The organism is Desulfolutivibrio sp., assembly GCF_036584575.1.
GTDB lineage: Bacteria > Desulfobacterota > Desulfovibrionia > Desulfovibrionales > Desulfovibrionaceae > Desulfolutivibrio.
Window position 1 is genome coordinate 58,727 of sequence record NZ_JAZHDB010000084.1, and the last position, 16,269, is coordinate 74,995.

The window sequence follows — 16,269 nt, forward strand, 5'->3', positions numbered from 1 at the left end:
GTTCCAGTCTATTTCCATGTTGCAGGGAGTGCGTCGTGTGAAACCATGGAGGGCTTGGTGATGAAAAGATGGCATGAATGTATACTTGTTCTTGGAGCATTGTGTCTTTTCCCGGCGCTTTTGTCGGCCAGTCCGACAACGCCGGAGCAGGCCAGCCGGATGGTGACCGGATGGCTGTCTCTCGAGGCCGGACCCATGAAAACGGACATGGGAAAGACTGCCATGTCCGTGTCGCGTTATGACGGCGCGGACGGCCAAGCCGCCTATTACATCGTCTACACCAATCCCAAAGGGTTCGTCATCGTTCCGGCGGACGACGAGGTGGAGCCGATCATCGGTTTTTCCCCGGACGGGACGTATGATCCTTCTCCCAAAAATCCCCTAGGGGCCCTGGTGTCGCAGGATGTTCCCGGGCGGGTGGCCTTCGTGCGCCAGGAGGCGACGGGCAAGAAGCAGGAGGCGCTCGCCGCCGGGGCCTCGGCCAAAGGGCGCTGGGACATGCTTTTACAGGCCGCCACGCAAAAAAGCGCCGTGGAGACCGGCACGGCCAGCATCTCCGATGTCCGGGTGGCTCCCCTTGTGCAGAGCACCTGGGATCAGAGCACGGCAGGCGGCGTGAACACCTACAACATCTACACCCCGAACAACTACGTCTGCGGCTGCGTGGCCACGGCCATGGCCCAGCTCATGCGGTTTCACCAGCATCCCACGACAGGGGTCGGCACGACCTCGTTTAGCATCTCCATCTGCGGCAGCGCAACCACCCGGGCCTTGCGCGGCGGCAACGGCGTCGGCGGGGCCTATTCCTGGTCGGATATGGTGCTGTCCCCCGGCGCCTCCACCACTACGGCCCAGCGCCAGGCCATCGGGGCCCTGACCGCCGATGCGGGCGTGGCCGTGAACATGGACTATTGTTCCGGCGCATCCGGAACAGACACGCTGTATGCCGCCAACGCCTTCAAGAACACCTTCGGGTACAGCAACGCCATCAGGGGGCGGGACAGTTCCTGGGGGAATATCCCGGCCGCCAATCGCAACGCCATGGTCAACCCCAACCTGGATGCCGGATATCCGGTGCTTTTCGGGATCACTGGCGCCGGGGGCCATGCCATCGTCGGGGACGGCTATGGCTATGATTCCTCGACCATGTATCATCATTTGAACATGGGATGGTCGGGTAGCAACAATTTGTGGTACAATCTGCCGACCATCGACACCACGTATTACAACTTCAATTCCGTCTACAAATGCGTCTACAATGTCTACAAGACCGGGGGCGGCGAAATCATCAGCGGCCGGGTCACGGATGCTTCGGGCGCTCCCATTGCCGGGGCGACGGTCATCGCCACCCGTTCCGGAGGCGGAACCTACACCGACACCACCGACGCCAAGGGCATTTACGCCTTGAGCAAGGTTCCGTCGGCCTCGACCTATACCATCAACGTCACCAAGTCAGGGTACACCTTTACATCCAAACAGGCGACCACGGGCACATCCACCAACGACACCATCACCACCGGCAACGTCTGGGCCGTGGATTTTACGGGAACCGGCGGCGGTTCGGGCGGCGGAGGCGTGAATCTCCTGCCCCTGGGCATCCCCGTGATTATCGGCGGCGGCTCGGGCAGCGGCGGTTTTAATGAGCAGTTTACCGGCGCCTTGGGCAATTGGACCCAGTATTCCGGGACATGGACCATTGGCGGGGGCTATGCCTCGGTCGCCGGGTCGTCGTCAGGGGTGTGGGCCACGATGGGGTACAATAAGGGTGTATTTTCAAATCTGGATTATTCCGTGAGGATGCGTCGCACAACATCCGAGACGAATGCGAACGCCATATTCATCCGCGGAGTCCCCACTCCTGGGAGTTCCATAAATGAGTGGTACAGCGGCTATTATTTTTCATTTACGAACAGTGGATATTACCTCGTCGGCTACTATTCGAACGGCAGTGTGTTCACGTCCTTTACCGGGTGGGTGCAAAGCGCCGCCGTCAAGCCATACGATTGGAACATCCTGCGAATCCGCGCCTCGGGAACGACGCTGACCTTCTATGTGAACGGGACGCAGGTCTACCAGGTGACGGACAGCACGTTTTCCTCGGGGGTTGTCGGGTTTGGACGATATGACAGCACGGGGGGGACGCTGGATGTGGACTATGCCACGCTCAGCACGATCAGTGGGACGGATTCCGGGGCCGCCCCCAAGACGGGCGTGCCGCTAATGGGCATCGACGACAGGCAGAGTCCGTAGCCCGCAACGCAGATCGTCTGGAACCGCACGAACGCCCCGGGGAGGTTCTCCACGGGGCGTTTTGCATGGTGGTGTCTCATCAGACACTTGTCGCCCGGCGCAGCCTTTTTTCCAGCTCCACGATGCAAAACACCGCCACAGACGCCGCCGCGATTTTGCCCCAGGCCGTAAGGTCAAGGGGGGCGCTGCCAAAAAGCGAGTGCATCACCGGCGCATAGGTGTACAGCAGTTGCAGGGCCACCATCAAGACGGCCCCGCCGAGGACGTACGGGTTTCCGAAAAAGCCGATGGCGAAGGGGGAGCGGAAAAAGGAGCGGGCGTTGAAGAGGTAGACCGCCTCGGCCATCACGAACACGTTGACGGCCACGGTGCGCGCCGTCTCGTGGCTCGACCCCAGGGCCAGCTCCCATTCGAAAAGCCCGAAGGAGGCCACCAGGAGCAATATCCCCACCAACAGGATGCGCCCGGCCAGATAGACGCCCAGGATGGGCCTGCCCGGGGCGCGCGGCGGGCGATCCATGATCCCGGGCTCCTTGGGTTCGAAGGCCAGCATGAGCCCCAGGCATCCGGCCGTGGTCATGTTGATCCACAGGATCTGCACAGGCAGGATGGGCAGGGCCGTGCCGAAGAGAAAGGCCACAAGGATCACCAGTCCCTCGCCCAGGTTGGTGGGCAGGGTCCAGACGATGAACTTGATCAGGTTGTCGAAGACTCCTCGGCCTTCCTCCACGGCGGCGGCGATGGTGGCGAAGTTGTCGTCGGTGAGCACCATGTCCGCCGCCTCCTTGGCCGCATCCGTACCGGAGCGGCCCATGGCCACCCCGATGTCGGCCTGCTTGAGGGCCGGGGCGTCGTTGACGCCGTCGCCGGTCATGGCCGCTACCTCGCCCCGGGCCTGGAGGGCCATGACCAGCCGCAGCTTCTGTTCCGGCGACACCCGGGCGAAGATCGAGGCCTCCTGCACCCGCGCAATCAATTCCTCATCGCCGATGGCCGCCAGTTGCGCCCCAGTGAGAGCCTTGCAGGCCGGATCGTCCCGGCACACGTCCACGCCCAGCCCCAGCATGTTGCCCACGGCTACGGCGGTCACGGCATGGTCGCCGGTGATCATCTTCACCCGCACCCCGGCCTTCCGAAAGGCGGCCACGGCGGCTATGGCCTCGGGCCGGGGCGGGTCGATCATGCCCTGCAATCCCAAAAACACCGCCCCCGAGGCCACGTCGCCATGTCCGACATGGCTGGCGTCCCCGGGTAGGGGCTTTTCGGCCAGGGCCAGGACGCGCAGCCCCTTGGCGGCCATGGCGTCCACCACCCGCAGCATGGCCTCCCGGTCCAGGGGGCCGGGCTGGCCGCCCGGTCCCATGGCCGTGTCGCAGCGGACCAGAACCTGTTCGGCCGAGCCTTTGATGAAGGCCGTGCGGGCGTCGCCGGTTACGTGCAGGGTGGCCATGTACTGGTGCTCGGATTCAAAGGGCAGGGTGTCCAGGCGAGGGTGATCGGCCCGGGCCGTGTCGGCCGTCAGCCCGGCCTTGGCGGCGGCCACGACAAGCGCCGCCTCGGTGGGGTCGCCCTGGAGGGCGGGACGGTCGCCGCCGGGCTCCACCGAGGCGTCGTTGCACAAAAGTCCGGCCAACAGGCACCGGGACAGGGCGAGGTTGTCCGGCCCGGCGTTTTGGAAAACGATGTCCCCGGCCAGGGAATACCCCGCCCCGGTGACCTCGGCATAGCCGCCCCCGGCGTAGATTTCGCGCACGGTCATCTGGTTTTCGGTCAGGGTGCCGGTCTTGTCCGAGCACACCACCGTGACCCCGCCCAGGGTCTCCACGGCCGGGAGCTTGCGGATGACGGCCTTGCGGGCGGCCATGCGCGACACGCCCACGGCCAAAATGATGGTCATGGCGGCCGGAAGCCCTTCGGGGATGGCCCCCACGGCCAGGGCCACGGCGGCCATGAACATGTGCGAGGCGGATTCGCCGCGCAGGATGCCGATGAAAAAGGTCACGGCGGCCAAGCCCAGGATGACAACCAACAGCACGTGGCTGAACATCGCGATCTTGCGGGTCAGGGGGGTTTCCAGCTCGTCGGCGGCCTCCACGAGACCGGCGATGCGTCCCAGTTCCGTGCCTCCTCCAGTGGCCGTGACCACGCCCAGGCCCTGGCCGTAGGCCACCAGCGTCCCGGCATAGGCCATTCCCGTGCGCTCGGCCAGGACCGCCTCCCGGGCCACGGCGGCCGGGCTTTTCTCCACGGGCAGGGATTCGCCGGTCAGGGAGGATTCATCCACCCGCAGTTCCCGGGACTGGACGATGCGCACGTCGGCGGGCGTCTTGTCGCCCGAGCGCATGACGATCACATCCCCGGGCACGAGGATGGCGGCGTCCACCCGGGAGGTCTTGCCGCCGCGCACCAGCATGGCCTCGGCCTTCATGGCGGCGGACAGGGCGGCCAACGCCTTGACGGCCTTGGCCTCCTGCACGTAGCCCACCACGGCGTTGACCAGGACCACGCCGCAGATGACCCCGGCGTCCAGCCATTCGCCGAGCACGGCGGTGACGATGGCGGCCACGATGAGGATGTAGACCAGGGGTTGGTGGAACTGGAGCAGGAGGCGTTCGAGGGCGGTTTTGCCGGGCCTTCCGGTCAGGACGTTGGCCCCGAAGTCGCCCTGGCGGCGTTTGGCCTCCAGGATGTCCAGGCCTTTGCGGGGGTCCGTGCCGAGCAGGTCCATGACCTCTTCGGGGGACAGATGATGCCAGTGTTTGTCGAGCAGGGAGTCCATGCGTACCTCACCGTCTGTCCGGCGCATCGTCTCAAGGACGCGCGTTGGGCGTGAAACGAGGCGGCGGGACCTTTCGGCAGGACGCCGTAAGGCGTGATGTCCGTGTCGCCTGCGTCCGGCGTCGTGCCGGGCGATCCCCTTACGGTGCGGCAGCCACCACTCGGGACCGTACCGGACCCTCCACGATCTGGTAGGCTGTCGGCCGAATGCGGATGACCCGGGCCTCGGGCCGGGTCAGGATGCCGCCGAGATGCCCATGGCGTTCGGCCAGCAGCCGTTTGGCGGCGGCCTCGCCCGCCGGGTCGGAGAAGGGGGTGTGGCGGCCGGTCACGGTCACGGCGCAAAGCGCCTCTCGGCCCAGCTCGGGCAGCAGCTCCCGGTTGTCCACAAGCAGGCTCACCTCGGGATTGTCCAGGACGTTTCGCCATTTGCGGGTGTCCGGCAGGGTGGCCATGCAGATGTCGCCGTCTCGAGTCATGACGTAGGCCATCAGCGAGCAATGAGGCGCGGCGGCGTCCGCCGTGGCCAGGACGCCCAGGTCGCGCGAGGCCAGAAAGGCCAGGACCGTGTCCAGCATGGATGCTCCTTGCCCCGGGGGGAGGGGGTTGCGATCATGGCTTGGGATTTGGTTTCATGATACCAGGAGTGCATGGTGGTGTGAACCTTTTTCGGTTTCCCTGCGGATCGGCGGCGGCTGAAGCATGCCGTCGGAAGGTGGAAGAACATGGAGCAGAGCAGCGACAGGGGAGGGATGATCCCTTCCGGGCAGATCACAAACGGGTCTGGCGGGCGTTTCGCCCGGCCGCTTGCCCGGCGCAGCCTGGCCATGGCGGCGGCCTGCGCCCCGGCCGGACTGGTCGTCGGGGCCTTTGCCGACAGCCTGGCGTCTCCGGGCGCGGCCCGGACCATGTGGCTGTACGGCGCGGCCGCAGCGTTTGCGACGGGATATGTGGCGTGGCGCAGCATGGTCGCCGCACGGCCCGGCCTTTTTCGCGGGGCCGTCGCCGGGGCGGCGGTGGGCGTTGTGAGTCCGGCCGTGTGTTCGGTCTTCATCTCGGCGGTGGAGGGGGTGCAGGGCATCCTGGCCGGGATGCCTGCCGGGCCGGGGCTGTTGTTCAAAAGCCTGGCCATTGCGGCGGGCATGGGCGTGTTCAGCCTTTTTTATGCCGGATGGGCGACGGTTCCGGCCGGGGCGCTTCTGGGGGCCGTGCTCGGCGTGATCCAGAAGCGCTCGCGCCAGGTGCGTCCGGCGAGGGAGGCTAATGGCCCCCCAGGTCTTACTTGACCAATCCCACCCCGAAAAGGGCCACGGAATCCGTTCCACAGGGCTGCCCCGGATTGCGGTGCGGGCTTACGGCCATGGCTCGGAGGAAACGCCCGGACACGTTGCCGCGACTGTCCAGGGACTCGATGAATACCGCCCCCAGTTGGTAGACGAAGATGGTGTTGCGACCCGACATCTGGGGCCGGGACGGGTCATAGAAGGGGATCAGCGCCACTCGGGGACTTTTCATGGGGTCCGAGAACCGGCTGCCGGTGATGGTCTTGGACTCGGCGTTCCATGCGGCGTCCGGGTCTGCGGCGAAAATGTCGTCCAACCCCTGGCGGGTGGGGCCGACCATGTTGCCGGGTTCGATCTGCAATTCGTCTCCCACGCCCACCATCGTATTATTGGAGCCCAGGCATCCGGCGATATTGGTCCGATAGGTGGATGCCCCGGACTCCGGCGTCCCCCGGTTGACGGCGGGGTAGTCCACGGGATTGAAATGGCCAGGAACGACGGTGTCCGAGGGGTCTCCGAGCTTGAGGGTGATCTGGGTTCCCAGGTCGGCGGGGCCGTAGCCGAGGACCACCACCGAGGCCATCTCGCAGACGCTTTCGGGATCGAGCGCCCCGTTGCCGCGTAATCTGACGTTCGAATCGCAGGAGTCGTCCCAGGTGAATTTGGCGGGAGGCGAGAAGGGCTTGAGACAGTGCGTCTGGTCCGAGCAGAACAGGGACGCCCGGGCTGTGGCCGACAGATCCTGGGTGTTCCACCCCAGGACCGGCGCCAGGAACATGTCCACGGTATTTCCCCGGGCCAGGGTCCGCCCGACACGGACGCCCACGGTGTCGGCCGGTCCTGCCTCGATCAAGGCCTCTCCCTGGTAAAACGTCACATCGCCGTCTGTTACCGCAACGGATGGTATGTCCAGGTCGCTGAGGTTCGCCTGTCCGTACTGAACCGCCGTTTCCGTGGCGGCGCTCAGACTCCCCCCGGATCGCAGGAGTTCGGCCGCCCCGGACAGGGCGGCGGCGTCGGCGGCGTTTTGGAGCTGACTGCGCTTGTATTGCAAAAAACCGTAATCCACTCCCAACGTGGCCATTCCGGCCAAAACCACCAGGGACAGGGCTCCGAAGACGATGACCGAGCCGCGTTGCCGGGATGATGCGGATGTATTCCGGATGGGCATGTCTCGTCTCCTGTCAATAGAGCTGCTGGGTGGTGGCGGAGGTGACCACGTGGGACATGTTTCGGTTGATGTCCGCCCAGGGGAGGATCACCATGGCCGAGGTGTCGTAGGTGATGGTCACGGTGACCGGTTCGGAGGACTCCCGGGATCCTTCCGTGTCGATGCGGGTGAGGGAGGCGTCATATCCAGCGTTTTGTACATATCGGTTCACCGCGTCCTCGATATCCATGTTCCTGGAGGCGGCAATGGCTCCTTCCCGGGCGGCGCGGGTCATGACGTTCTGGGCGTGCAGCAACTGTCCGAAATCGATGACGCCCACGAGCAACGGCATCAGCACGAAGGTCAGGAGAAGGGCCAGTTCCACGCTGATGGAACCGCGCGTATCGCGGCGTGCTGCGGTGAGGGGGTTCATTTTCATGGCTCCATGGTCATGGTGGCCGATGCCGTGACGGTTTGTGGGAACAGCCGTGTCCCGAGGAAGCCCGGAAGGATCAGGGCCTGGAATGGCAGGGTCGCGGTGACGGTGACCGTGTCGCCGGGTAGGCGCACCTCGGGGACGACGCTGATCAAAGCGTTTTCACCGGAGTCGTGGGTAATGGGTCCTGCCAGAGCCTCTCCCACGGCCAGGGTGATTTCCTCGGTGGTGACTGCTGGCAACACCGCCGTTCGGGCGGCGTCAGCAACCGCAGCGGTGACGGCCGAGCGGATGAAGAAAAAACGCCCATAATCCGCGATACCGAAAACGATCATCAACAGTACCGGTAGGAGAAGGGCCATCTCCACGACGGCGGCGCCGCGATGGCTGTTCAGGGAGCGGGGCTGTCTCATTTTCTCCGCCTGGTTGCGGGAAAGAAGCGTGAAACTGGAATTCTTCAAAAATATGAATAAGGGCCGGGAGGGGTAGCGTCCATGAGGTCGATCCCTCATCATGTCAGGGATTTCCCCCATGGGCTTGGGGCAGGGGTGAGCACCTCGCAGCGCGGAAGACAGGCCGCCGCCCGGGGCCGGTTTTTCCGGCCGACGGACGGCGTGCCAAGAAGCGGGCTGATGCGCGCTCATGGGAGAACGCGAGGCCGTAGGGTGATTTTTGGGGATGCCCCGGGGCCTACTCCCGGGGCGCGACCATGATCCGGTCGGCGTCTTTTTCCTGAAAATACAGGCGCAGTCCGTCGCTGGTGGTGCAGACCACGGGATTGTGCCGGGCCAGGCGCATGACCTGTCCGGCGGTGACGTTTTGCAGGACAAGCCGCGTGCCGGGGCGGATGCCCAGGGATTCGAAGGTCTGCCGGGCGTTCTCCCCGGCCAGGATCACCGTGACCGTGAACGCCTCGTCCACCCCCACCCCGCAAAACTGGACCAGCCCGCTTGGGGTCTGCCCCAGAAGCTTGGAGGCCATGCCTTCGCCCAGGCGCACCCGGGTCTTGCCGTCCACCAGGGCGTTGTAGGCCATGGGCGGCAGGCGGCGCACGAAGGTGATGCGGTCGTTTTCCGTCAGGCCCAGGGCGGCCATGGACTCGGCGACCCGGTCCTGGCCGGTGATGCCCTCCACATGGCCGGTCTCGCCCGGGGAGCATTCCAGAAGCGGCAGGCGGCGGTCGTCGTCCAAATGCACCACCATCTTGGCCGCCCAGGAGCCGCTTAAGACCGCATCACCCAGCGGCCCGCGCACCTTGACCGGCGAAACGCTCACGGCGTCGCCCAGGCGGGTGAGCGTGGTGCCCACGAACACTCCCAAACGGGCCATGCGTTCGCCGAAACCCCGGCCCACGACTTTTTCAACGGCCATGGGAATCCCCAATGGGGCCTTGGTCAGGGGGGTCAACATGCCGCCTCCTCGGTGGAATGACTCGAAAGCTCCGCCAGTTTCGCGCCGGAAAGCGGACGCCCGGCGGCTGCGGCCGCATAGCCCAGAATGCCCACGGTGCTCACGTTGTGCAAGAGCGCCGAGGCCAGGGGCGAAAGCCCTGATCCGGCCAGAAACAGGATCAGCGAATTGAGCCCGATGGTGGAATAAAAGCAGCGCTTGACGATGGTGTTGGTGCGCATGGCCGCTTCCTTGGCCACGGGCAGGGCGAAGAGGCTCTCGCTTAAAAGCAGCACCTGGGCCGCCTCCCGGGCCAGATCCGCCCCCTTCGGCATGCAGATGCCCACGTGCGCGGTCATAAGCGCGGGAGCGTCGTTGACCCCGTCGCCCACGTAGGCCAGCGTGCGGCCCGATTCCTTGAGCTTGGCCACCATGGCCGCCTTGTCCTCGGGCTTGAGCTCGAAGTGCACCTCGTCGATCTGGGGCAGTTGCCGGGCCAGGGCGTTGGCCGTCTCCCGGTGATCGCCGGTCAAGACCACCACCCGGCTGATGCCTGCGGCCTTGAGCGCGGTGAGCACCTCCCCGGCCTCGGGCCGGGGGTCGTCGCGAAGCGCGATCAGCCCTACAAGGGCGCCTTCCCGGGCTACGTACAATAGCGATTTGCCCTGGCTGCGCAGGGTATGGGCCGCCTCGTCCATGTCCTGGCAGGGCACGCCCTCGTCCTCGGCGATGAAATGATGGCTGCCCACCAGCACGTTTTTGCCGTCGATGGCCGCCGACACGCCGTGGGCCACGATGAAGTCCACCCGGCTGATCGGCGGCAGGGGAAGATTTTTGGCCTTGGCCTCGCGCACCACGGCCCGGGCCACGGGATGGTCGTAGTGCTCCTCGGCCCCGGCCGCCAGGCAGAGCAGCTCCTCCGGGGTCAGGCCGCCAGCGGGCAGCAGGTCCGTGACCGCGATGTCGCCCGTGGTCAGGGTGCCGGTCTTGTCGAAAACGATGGTGTCCACGTCGTAGAGGGCGTCCAGGGCGGAGGCGCCCTTTAAGAGCACCCCGGCCTTGCCTGCGGCGTACATGCCCGAGCGCACGGCCACGGGGCTGGCCAGCTTGACGGCGCAGGAGAAATCCACGGTGAGCACCGAGGCCGCTTGGTTCATGTCCCGGGAGGTGAGGAGCTTGATCCCGGCCAGGGACAGGGTCAGGGGGACCAGCTTGTCGGCCAGCTCGGAACTCTTGGTCTGGGTCTTGGATTTGCTGCGTAGCGACTGCTCGATGAACCGGCTGATGCGGGCCAGGGAGGTCTCGGAGCCCACCCGGTCCACGGCGATCAAAAGTCGCCCTTCCTCAACCACGGAACCGGAGATGACCTCGTCTCCGGGTTTTTTGTGAACCGGCACGGACTCGCCGGAGATGGAGCTCTGGTTGACCGAGGCCTCGCCTTCGGACACCACCCCGTCGATGGGGACGAGCTCCCCGGCCCCGCAGACCACCACGTCGCCCACCTGGACCTGGGCGGCCGGGATCTCGGCCTCCACGCCGCCGCGCACCACCCACAGGGTCTCGGCCTGGGGGCGCAAAAGTCCCTTGAGCAGGGCCGTGGAGCGTTTCTCCGTGCTGTCTTCCAGGTAGCGGCCCAGGGCCAGAAGCGTGGTGATGGCCCCGGCCGTGAAATAATGGCCGCGCAGAAGCGACAGGGCGATGGCCGCCCCGTCCAGCACCTCGACCTTGAGCCCCCGGGTGAGCAGGGCGTGGACCCCTTCGGCGATGGTCGGCAGTCCCAGGGCCCAGCCCACGGCGGCCCTGGCCGGATAGGTCAGGGTTCCAGCGGCCAGGGTCATGAAGGCCTTGGACCCCACGTCGCCCAGGGTCATGCGCGACTCGGTCGGGCGTCCGCCGCGCCAGGCCTCGGCCGGGATGTCGCCAAGCCGTGCGGCCAGGCGGTCCCAGGTGTCGGCGCGGCCGTCATGGGCCACCACCAGGGCCCTGCCCCGGACATTGACCCGGGCCTCGTCCACCCCGGGCACGGCCTCCACCAGGGCCTGGAAATAGGCGCCGTCAAATCCGGGATCGTCAAAAATCGGCGAGGTGAACCGGACCCGGCGGGGCAGGACGTGGGCCGCCCGGAAGCGGCCCACGTTTGTCCCGACGGCCATGCGTTCGGGAGTTTTTCTCATGCGCGATGTCCCCGGGAATCGGTGTTGCGTTGGTACAGGCTCCAATGCCAGTAGGAGAAGCCCACAAGCGCCAGTCCGGAGGCCAGATGCACATTGCGCACCGCCTGCCCGGACTGGCCGCCCATGCGTTCCATGAAACCCGTGGCCAGGAGCGTGCCCAGGGAGACGGCCATGCCGACCTTGGCCAGTTCACGCTTGGCGCGTATGGTGTCAGGTTTTGTCTGCATCGCCTTTCATGCTCATTTCGGCTTTGACGTCGTGGATTTGTTCCTTGACCTCTTCGATGCCGCCCTGGACCGCCGTCCAAACGGTCACCACGCCCTTGACCAGGGCGCGCTGCACCTTCTGGTTGGTCAGGATGTAGGTCAGGCCCGCGCCGAGCAGGGCGCCCTTGATGTAGCCGGGATCGGAGACGGCGAACCAGCCCTGGGTAAGGGCGCCGGCAGCCGGATAGCCCGCCGTGTTCGTAGACGTGGGATATCCGCCGTCAGGGGGATATTTCGAGGTATGGGACATGCGTGTACGCTCCTTTTGTGCGGCTGCAACCGGCCGGATACGGCGGACGGCAGGCGGCTGGCCGCGTCAGACCATGCCTTGTGCGTCCGAAAGCGCCGGGCGGCGTTTCCGGTCGCGGCGCTACGCCTTGGCCGGTTTCGCGGTCTCCGCCTTGGCGGCGGCCTTGGTCGTGGTCTTGGCCACGGTCTTGGCGGCCGACTTGGCCTTTTCGGCGGCCAGCCCGGCCACGCCGTCGTAGAGATACTTGGTTCCCACGCCCACCACGGCCATGGCCGCCAGGCCCAGGACACCCGAGCGGAAAAACGTTCCGGCCACGGCCCCGACGGCGGTGGCCAGGCCGCTGCCCAGGGCCTCCTTGAGGATGTGTCCGGCGGCGGCCTCGCGGGTCATGTCGCCTTCCTTGACCTGGCGCAGATCCTTGGCGGCGGCCACGGTGCCGCCGATGATGGCCCCGGCCGCGCCCATGGCGGTGATGGCCCCCACGGGCAGGGCGGTCTGACGCAGGGGATAGGTCTGTTCCTTCTGCTGGATATGCATGGCGAGGTTCCTTTTTTACTGGTTGCTTGCGGCGCGGCCCGGGGGCCTGCCGATGGTTGGGAGTTCCGGCTATTCGCCGCCCTTTGCCGCGCCGAAAACGGCCGAGAAGGTGTCGCCCAGGGCGGACTTTACGGCGCTGTTGGTGAGCAGAAACGTCACGGCCGCGCCCACCACGGCCCCTTTCCAGAAATGGGCTCCGGTGGAGGTCAAAAAGGCGGCGATCTTGGAGGGATCGGCCTTGCCCTGCATGATGTCGTTGCACAGCTCGATCATCTGTCCGTAGCGGTATTCCAGGTGCTTGGGATCTTCGCTGGGGGAACCCGCGGCGCCGGCGAACCCGCCGAAGCCGGGAAAACCGAAAAAGCCGGGCTGGGCCTGCTGCGCCTGCTCCTCGTGGCCGCCGTGGCAGTGGCCCTTTTTGCCCTCGCCTTCTTCATGGTCGTGGGGTGCGGCGGCCTCCGGCCCGGGGGCGAACTGCGGCCCCTGGGGAGAGGCATACTGCGGGCCGAACTGGGGAGCATACTGCGGCCCTTGGGGAGCGGCGTACTGCTGGCCGTATTGCGGTCCCTGGGGCGCAGCGTATGGGGCGCCGGGCTGGGGGGCGTACTGCGGGCCCTGAGGGGCGGCATACTGCGGTCCTTGCGGCGCGGCATACTGCGGTCCTTGCGGCGCGGCATACTGGGGGCCGTATTGCGCGCCCGGCTGGGGAGCATACTGCGGTCCTTGCGGCGCGGCATGCTGTGCGCCCTGCTGAGGGGCGAACTGCGGTCCCTGGGGAGCGGCGTACTGCGGTCCCTGGGGAGCGGCGTACTGCGGTCCCTGGGGGGCGGCGTACGGCGCGCCCGGGGCCTGCGGGGCCTCATGGTCGCCGCAGGAGCAAACATGCCCGGCCGGAGCGCCCGGCGCAGCCTGGGGTTTCGGGGCCTCGGGCTGGCCCGGGGCAGGCTGGAAATATCCCTTGGCATAGCCGCTGGGGCCCTGGGCGGCGTAACCCTGGGGGGCCTCGGGGGCAGGCGGGGCCGCCTCCTGGACTGGGCTCTGGGCCGGTTTCTGGCCCATGTACTGGTGCTTGTTTTGCCCCTCGTCAGTCTCGGCGCTGGGTTCGGCGCAGGGTTCGGCGGCGGAAGCCATGGCGGCGCCTTGCAGCGTCGCTCCGAACTGGCCAGCGGAACCGGCAGGCGCGGCAAAGCCGCCAGTCTCCATTCCGGGCGCATATCCGGCCTGGACGCCTGCGGGCATGGGCATGCCGGAGGCGGCGTAGGCCGGGCTGTTCCCTTCCTGATACGGTGTGTTTTCCATTCTCGATCTCCTCTACGCGTTGGGTGTCAGGCCGAAGGCCCCGGACAGATCTTTCGCCAGCCCGGCCGCTTCCTGCGGGTCGGCCACGGTGAAAAAATCCTCCAGGCGCCTGGGGTCAATGCGATCCGGGTCGTATTCCAGGACCAGGGACCGGGCCAGAACGTTGAGCTGGGCGCGAATCGCGCCGTCGCCCTTTTCGGCCAGGGCCGCCAGGGCCATGGCCTTGGGGTGGGACCGGACGGCCGGATCGATTTTGAGCCGGATGCGTCCGGGCACATGATGGGCCACGGTGATGAACCGCCGCAGTTCCACCATCTCTTGGAGAGGCATGGTCGTGTGCGCCCCTACGCCGCCTGTCTTTCCGTCCTGGTCCGTCCTGGCCCGGGCAGATTCGGGAAGGGCCGCGTTTTCCATGCAAGTGAAAGTAGGTTCCATTCTCATTTATTCCTTCAGACGTACGAGGGGATCACCCTGCATGGCCGGTGTCGCAGCGGCCGAATCGGCCGCCAGGGCCAGGGCGGGCGGGCGGTGGGCCAGAAGCCGGGAGGAGTTGGTCAAAACCCCCAGGGTGTGCACGATATGGATGAGCCCGGCGGCGACCGGCGACAAAAGCCCCAGGGCCCCGGCCAGGGCTCCGCCCAGATTGGTGGAGGTGGCGATCCAGAAGTTCTGGCGGGCCACGCGCAGGGTCTGGCGGCTTAAGTCCCGCACGTAGAGGATGTCGGCCAGATCGTCCTTCACCAACGCGATGTCGGCGGCCTCGATGGCCACATCCGAGCCCCCGGCGCTCATGGCGATGCCGATGTCGGCCTCGGCCAGGGCCAGGGCGTCGTTGATGCCGTCGCCGACCATGATCACCCGGCGGCCGCCGTCCTGGAGTTCGCGCACGATGTCCGCCTTCTGCTCGGGCAGCACGCTGTGGCGGCACTGGTCGATGTGAAGTGTCCGGCACAGGGTGAGGGCGGTATTTTCCGTGTCCCCGGTGACCAGGGCCACCTGGGACACGCCGGTGCGGGTAAGCTCGGCCACGGTCGTTTCCGCGTCGGGCCGAAGCTCGTTGGCGAATCCCAGGGCGGCCAGCACTGTGTCGTTTTTGGCCAGGTAGATGACCGTCAGGCCCCGGTCGGCCAGGGGCTGGACCCGCGTCTGCACCTGGGACGTGGCGATGCCGGATTCGTCGAGGTAACGCTGGTTGCCCAGGCGGATGACGTCGTGGCCGATGGTGGCCTTGACCCCCTTGCCCAGGGTGAAATCGCATTCGATGTGCGACAGGGGGTCGATGCCCCGGGAGACCGCCTCGTGCCTGATGGCCAGGGCCAGGGGGTGGTGGTTGTGCATCTCCGCCGAATAGGCCCACAGCAACAACTCGTCCTCGGAGAGGCCGGAGAAGTTCAGGATCTCCTCAATGCGCGGCTGGTTGGTGGTCAGGGTGCCGGTCTTGTCGAAGCAGACCACCTCGGCCTTGCCGACCTCTTCCAGGTAGCGGCCGCCCTTGATGAGGATGCCGCGTTTGGCCGCCGCAGCCAGGGCGCTGCTGACGGCGGTCGAGGCCGACAGCACTGTGGCGCAGGGGCAGGCCATGACCAAGAGCACGGTGAAGGCCCGCCACAGGCTGCCGGTCAGGACAAGCGTGCCCAGGGTGGACCACATGCCGATTTTCAAGAGTCGGCGGGCCAGGTCGTCGGCCGTGGACTCGATGTCGGCCTTGTTTTCCAGGGAGTCTTCCACCAGACGCATGATCCGGGCCAGATAGGTGCCGTCGCCCACGCATTCGGCCCGGACATGGAGGATGCCCTGGCGCACGTAGGCCCCGGCGAACACCTTGTCGCCGGTTGTGCGGTGTTCGGGTTCGGCCCGGCCGGTGATGGGGGATTCGTCCACCAGGGCCTCGCCCGAGACCACCAGCCCGTCCACGGAGATTTTTTCGCCCGTGTGCAGGACCACGATGTCGCGCGGCCTGACCGCCGACACGGGCACCTCCACTTCCACCTCGCCAGCCAGGATGAAGGTGTTTTTGGCCGTGAGATCCAGGATGGCCGAGATGGAGCGCCGGGAACGCTCGGCGATGAAGGCCTTGAGGGTCTCCGCGCCGCTGTGGATCCACAGTATCTCCAGGGCCGTGACCGCCTGTCCGGCCGCAGCCGCAGCCATGCACCCGGCGGCCAAAAAACCCTCCATGGTGAAGCGCTTTTGCCGGGCGTGGCGCACCGACTCGCGCAGAAGCGGCGCGGCGGCGATCAGGGCCGCCAGGCCCAGGGGCGAGATCAGGGTTTGGGCCACGGCGGATTTGAGCAGCACCTCCCGGACGAAGACGTAGCCCATGACCCCGGTCAGGGACAAAAAACGCACCAACTGGCGGCCCACCCCGGGGTTTTTCTTTTCCGGGCAGCCGCAGGCGCAGGCCGGGAGGGATGGGGCCGCGTCTACGGCCCGCGGCGGGCGTTTCGGCGCGGGCAC

15 protein-coding genes are annotated in these 16,269 nt (G+C 66.6%); 2 read left to right on the forward strand and 13 right to left on the reverse strand.

Annotated elements, in window-relative coordinates; genetic code table 11:
• The first annotated feature begins 60 nt into the window (after positions 1-60).
• Positions 61-2,250 (forward strand): C10 family peptidase, encoded by a 2,190-nt coding sequence (locus V3572_RS06550; protein WP_332110180.1) that lies wholly within the window; start codon positions 61-63, stop codon positions 2,248-2,250.
• 79 nt (positions 2,251-2,329) lie between these two features.
• Here V3572_RS06550 and V3572_RS06555 read toward each other — a convergent pair whose 3' ends face one another.
• Both V3572_RS06555 and V3572_RS06560 read right to left on the reverse strand, forming a co-directional pair.
• Positions 2,330-5,029: an HAD-IC family P-type ATPase gene (locus V3572_RS06555; RefSeq protein WP_332110181.1), complete on the reverse strand. Its 2,700-nt coding sequence runs from the start codon at positions 5,027-5,029 to the stop codon at positions 2,330-2,332.
• 139 nt (positions 5,030-5,168) lie between these two features.
• Positions 5,169-5,606 carry a pyridoxamine 5'-phosphate oxidase family protein gene (locus V3572_RS06560; RefSeq protein ID WP_332110182.1) on the reverse strand — a complete coding sequence of 146 codons (438 nt, stop codon included), beginning with the start codon at positions 5,604-5,606 and terminating at the stop codon, positions 5,169-5,171.
• 147 nt (positions 5,607-5,753) lie between these two features.
• Here V3572_RS06560 and V3572_RS06565 point away from each other — a divergent pair, with 147 nt between their 5' ends.
• Positions 5,754-6,314: a hypothetical protein gene (locus V3572_RS06565; protein ID WP_332110183.1), complete on the forward strand. Its 561-nt coding sequence runs from the start codon at positions 5,754-5,756 to the stop codon at positions 6,312-6,314.
• Here V3572_RS06565 and V3572_RS06570 read toward each other — a convergent pair.
• The 11 genes from V3572_RS06570 to V3572_RS06620 all read right to left on the reverse strand — a co-directional run.
• The gene (locus V3572_RS06570) at positions 6,307-7,482 is read right to left on the reverse strand and encodes a pilus assembly protein TadG-related protein (RefSeq protein WP_332110184.1); all 1,176 of its coding nucleotides are present in this window, start codon (positions 7,480-7,482) and stop codon (positions 6,307-6,309) included. The genes V3572_RS06565 and V3572_RS06570 overlap by 8 nt on opposite strands.
• Positions 7,483-7,495: 13 nt before the next feature.
• Entirely contained in the window at positions 7,496-7,894 is a 399-nt protein-coding gene (locus tag V3572_RS06575; protein ID WP_332110185.1) for a TadE/TadG family type IV pilus assembly protein, read from the reverse strand.
• A gap of 2 nt (positions 7,895-7,896) precedes the next feature.
• Positions 7,897-8,310 carry a TadE/TadG family type IV pilus assembly protein gene (locus V3572_RS06580; protein ID WP_332110186.1) on the reverse strand — a complete coding sequence of 138 codons (414 nt, stop codon included), beginning with the start codon at positions 8,308-8,310 and terminating at the stop codon, positions 7,897-7,899.
• A gap of 277 nt (positions 8,311-8,587) precedes the next feature.
• The gene (locus V3572_RS06585; protein WP_332110187.1) at positions 8,588-9,307 is read right to left on the reverse strand and encodes a FeoA family protein; all 720 of its coding nucleotides are present in this window, start codon (positions 9,305-9,307) and stop codon (positions 8,588-8,590) included.
• Complete coding sequence (locus V3572_RS06590; RefSeq protein ID WP_332110188.1) at positions 9,301-11,460, reverse strand: heavy metal translocating P-type ATPase; 2,160 nt, start codon at positions 11,458-11,460, stop codon at positions 9,301-9,303. Before V3572_RS06590 ends, V3572_RS06585 begins: the two co-directional genes overlap by 7 nt.
• Positions 11,457-11,687 carry a hypothetical protein gene (locus V3572_RS06595; protein WP_332110189.1) on the reverse strand — a complete coding sequence of 77 codons (231 nt, stop codon included), beginning with the start codon at positions 11,685-11,687 and terminating at the stop codon, positions 11,457-11,459. Before V3572_RS06595 ends, V3572_RS06590 begins: the two co-directional genes overlap by 4 nt.
• Positions 11,671-11,976 (reverse strand): YtxH domain-containing protein, encoded by a 306-nt coding sequence (locus tag V3572_RS06600; RefSeq protein ID WP_332110190.1) that lies wholly within the window; start codon positions 11,974-11,976, stop codon positions 11,671-11,673. Before V3572_RS06600 ends, V3572_RS06595 begins: the two co-directional genes overlap by 17 nt.
• Before the next feature lie 120 nt (positions 11,977-12,096).
• Positions 12,097-12,513, reverse strand: coding sequence for a hypothetical protein (locus tag V3572_RS06605; RefSeq protein WP_332110191.1), 417 nt, complete (start codon positions 12,511-12,513; stop codon positions 12,097-12,099).
• A gap of 69 nt (positions 12,514-12,582) precedes the next feature.
• On the reverse strand, positions 12,583-13,812 hold the full coding sequence (locus V3572_RS06610) for a hypothetical protein (protein ID WP_332110192.1): 1,230 nt from the start codon (positions 13,810-13,812) through the stop codon (positions 12,583-12,585).
• 12 nt (positions 13,813-13,824) lie between these two features.
• Complete coding sequence (locus tag V3572_RS06615) at positions 13,825-14,142, reverse strand: heavy-metal-associated domain-containing protein (RefSeq protein ID WP_332110193.1); 318 nt, start codon at positions 14,140-14,142, stop codon at positions 13,825-13,827.
• A 111-nt stretch (positions 14,143-14,253) separates the two neighbouring features.
• A partial coding sequence (locus V3572_RS06620; RefSeq protein WP_332110194.1) for a heavy metal translocating P-type ATPase occupies positions 14,254-16,269 on the reverse strand: 2,016 nt, incomplete at its 5' end.

Bases quoted from the DNA above. Each gene is read 5' to 3' on its own strand.
- V3572_RS06550 (WP_332110180.1), top strand. From the start codon at position 61: ATGAAAAGATGGCATGAATGTATACTTGTTCTTGGAGCATTGTGTCTT.
- V3572_RS06555 (WP_332110181.1), bottom strand. From the start codon at position 5,029: ATGGACTCCCTGCTCGACAAACACTGGCATCATCTGTCCCCCGAAGAG.
- V3572_RS06560 (WP_332110182.1), bottom strand. From the start codon at position 5,606: ATGCTGGACACGGTCCTGGCCTTTCTGGCCTCGCGCGACCTGGGCGTC.
- V3572_RS06565 (WP_332110183.1), top strand. From the start codon at position 5,754: ATGGAGCAGAGCAGCGACAGGGGAGGGATGATCCCTTCCGGGCAGATC.
- V3572_RS06570 (WP_332110184.1), bottom strand. From the start codon at position 7,482: ATGCCCATCCGGAATACATCCGCATCATCCCGGCAACGCGGCTCGGTC.
- V3572_RS06575 (WP_332110185.1), bottom strand. From the start codon at position 7,894: ATGAACCCCCTCACCGCAGCACGCCGCGATACGCGCGGTTCCATCAGC.
- V3572_RS06580 (WP_332110186.1), bottom strand. From the start codon at position 8,310: ATGAGACAGCCCCGCTCCCTGAACAGCCATCGCGGCGCCGCCGTCGTG.
- V3572_RS06585 (WP_332110187.1), bottom strand. From the start codon at position 9,307: ATGTTGACCCCCCTGACCAAGGCCCCATTGGGGATTCCCATGGCCGTT.
- V3572_RS06590 (WP_332110188.1), bottom strand. From the start codon at position 11,460: ATGAGAAAAACTCCCGAACGCATGGCCGTCGGGACAAACGTGGGCCGC.
- V3572_RS06595 (WP_332110189.1), bottom strand. From the start codon at position 11,687: ATGCAGACAAAACCTGACACCATACGCGCCAAGCGTGAACTGGCCAAG.
- V3572_RS06600 (WP_332110190.1), bottom strand. From the start codon at position 11,976: ATGTCCCATACCTCGAAATATCCCCCTGACGGCGGATATCCCACGTCT.
- V3572_RS06605 (WP_332110191.1), bottom strand. From the start codon at position 12,513: ATGCATATCCAGCAGAAGGAACAGACCTATCCCCTGCGTCAGACCGCC.
- V3572_RS06610 (WP_332110192.1), bottom strand. From the start codon at position 13,812: ATGGAAAACACACCGTATCAGGAAGGGAACAGCCCGGCCTACGCCGCC.
- V3572_RS06615 (WP_332110193.1), bottom strand. From the start codon at position 14,142: ATGCCTCTCCAAGAGATGGTGGAACTGCGGCGGTTCATCACCGTGGCC.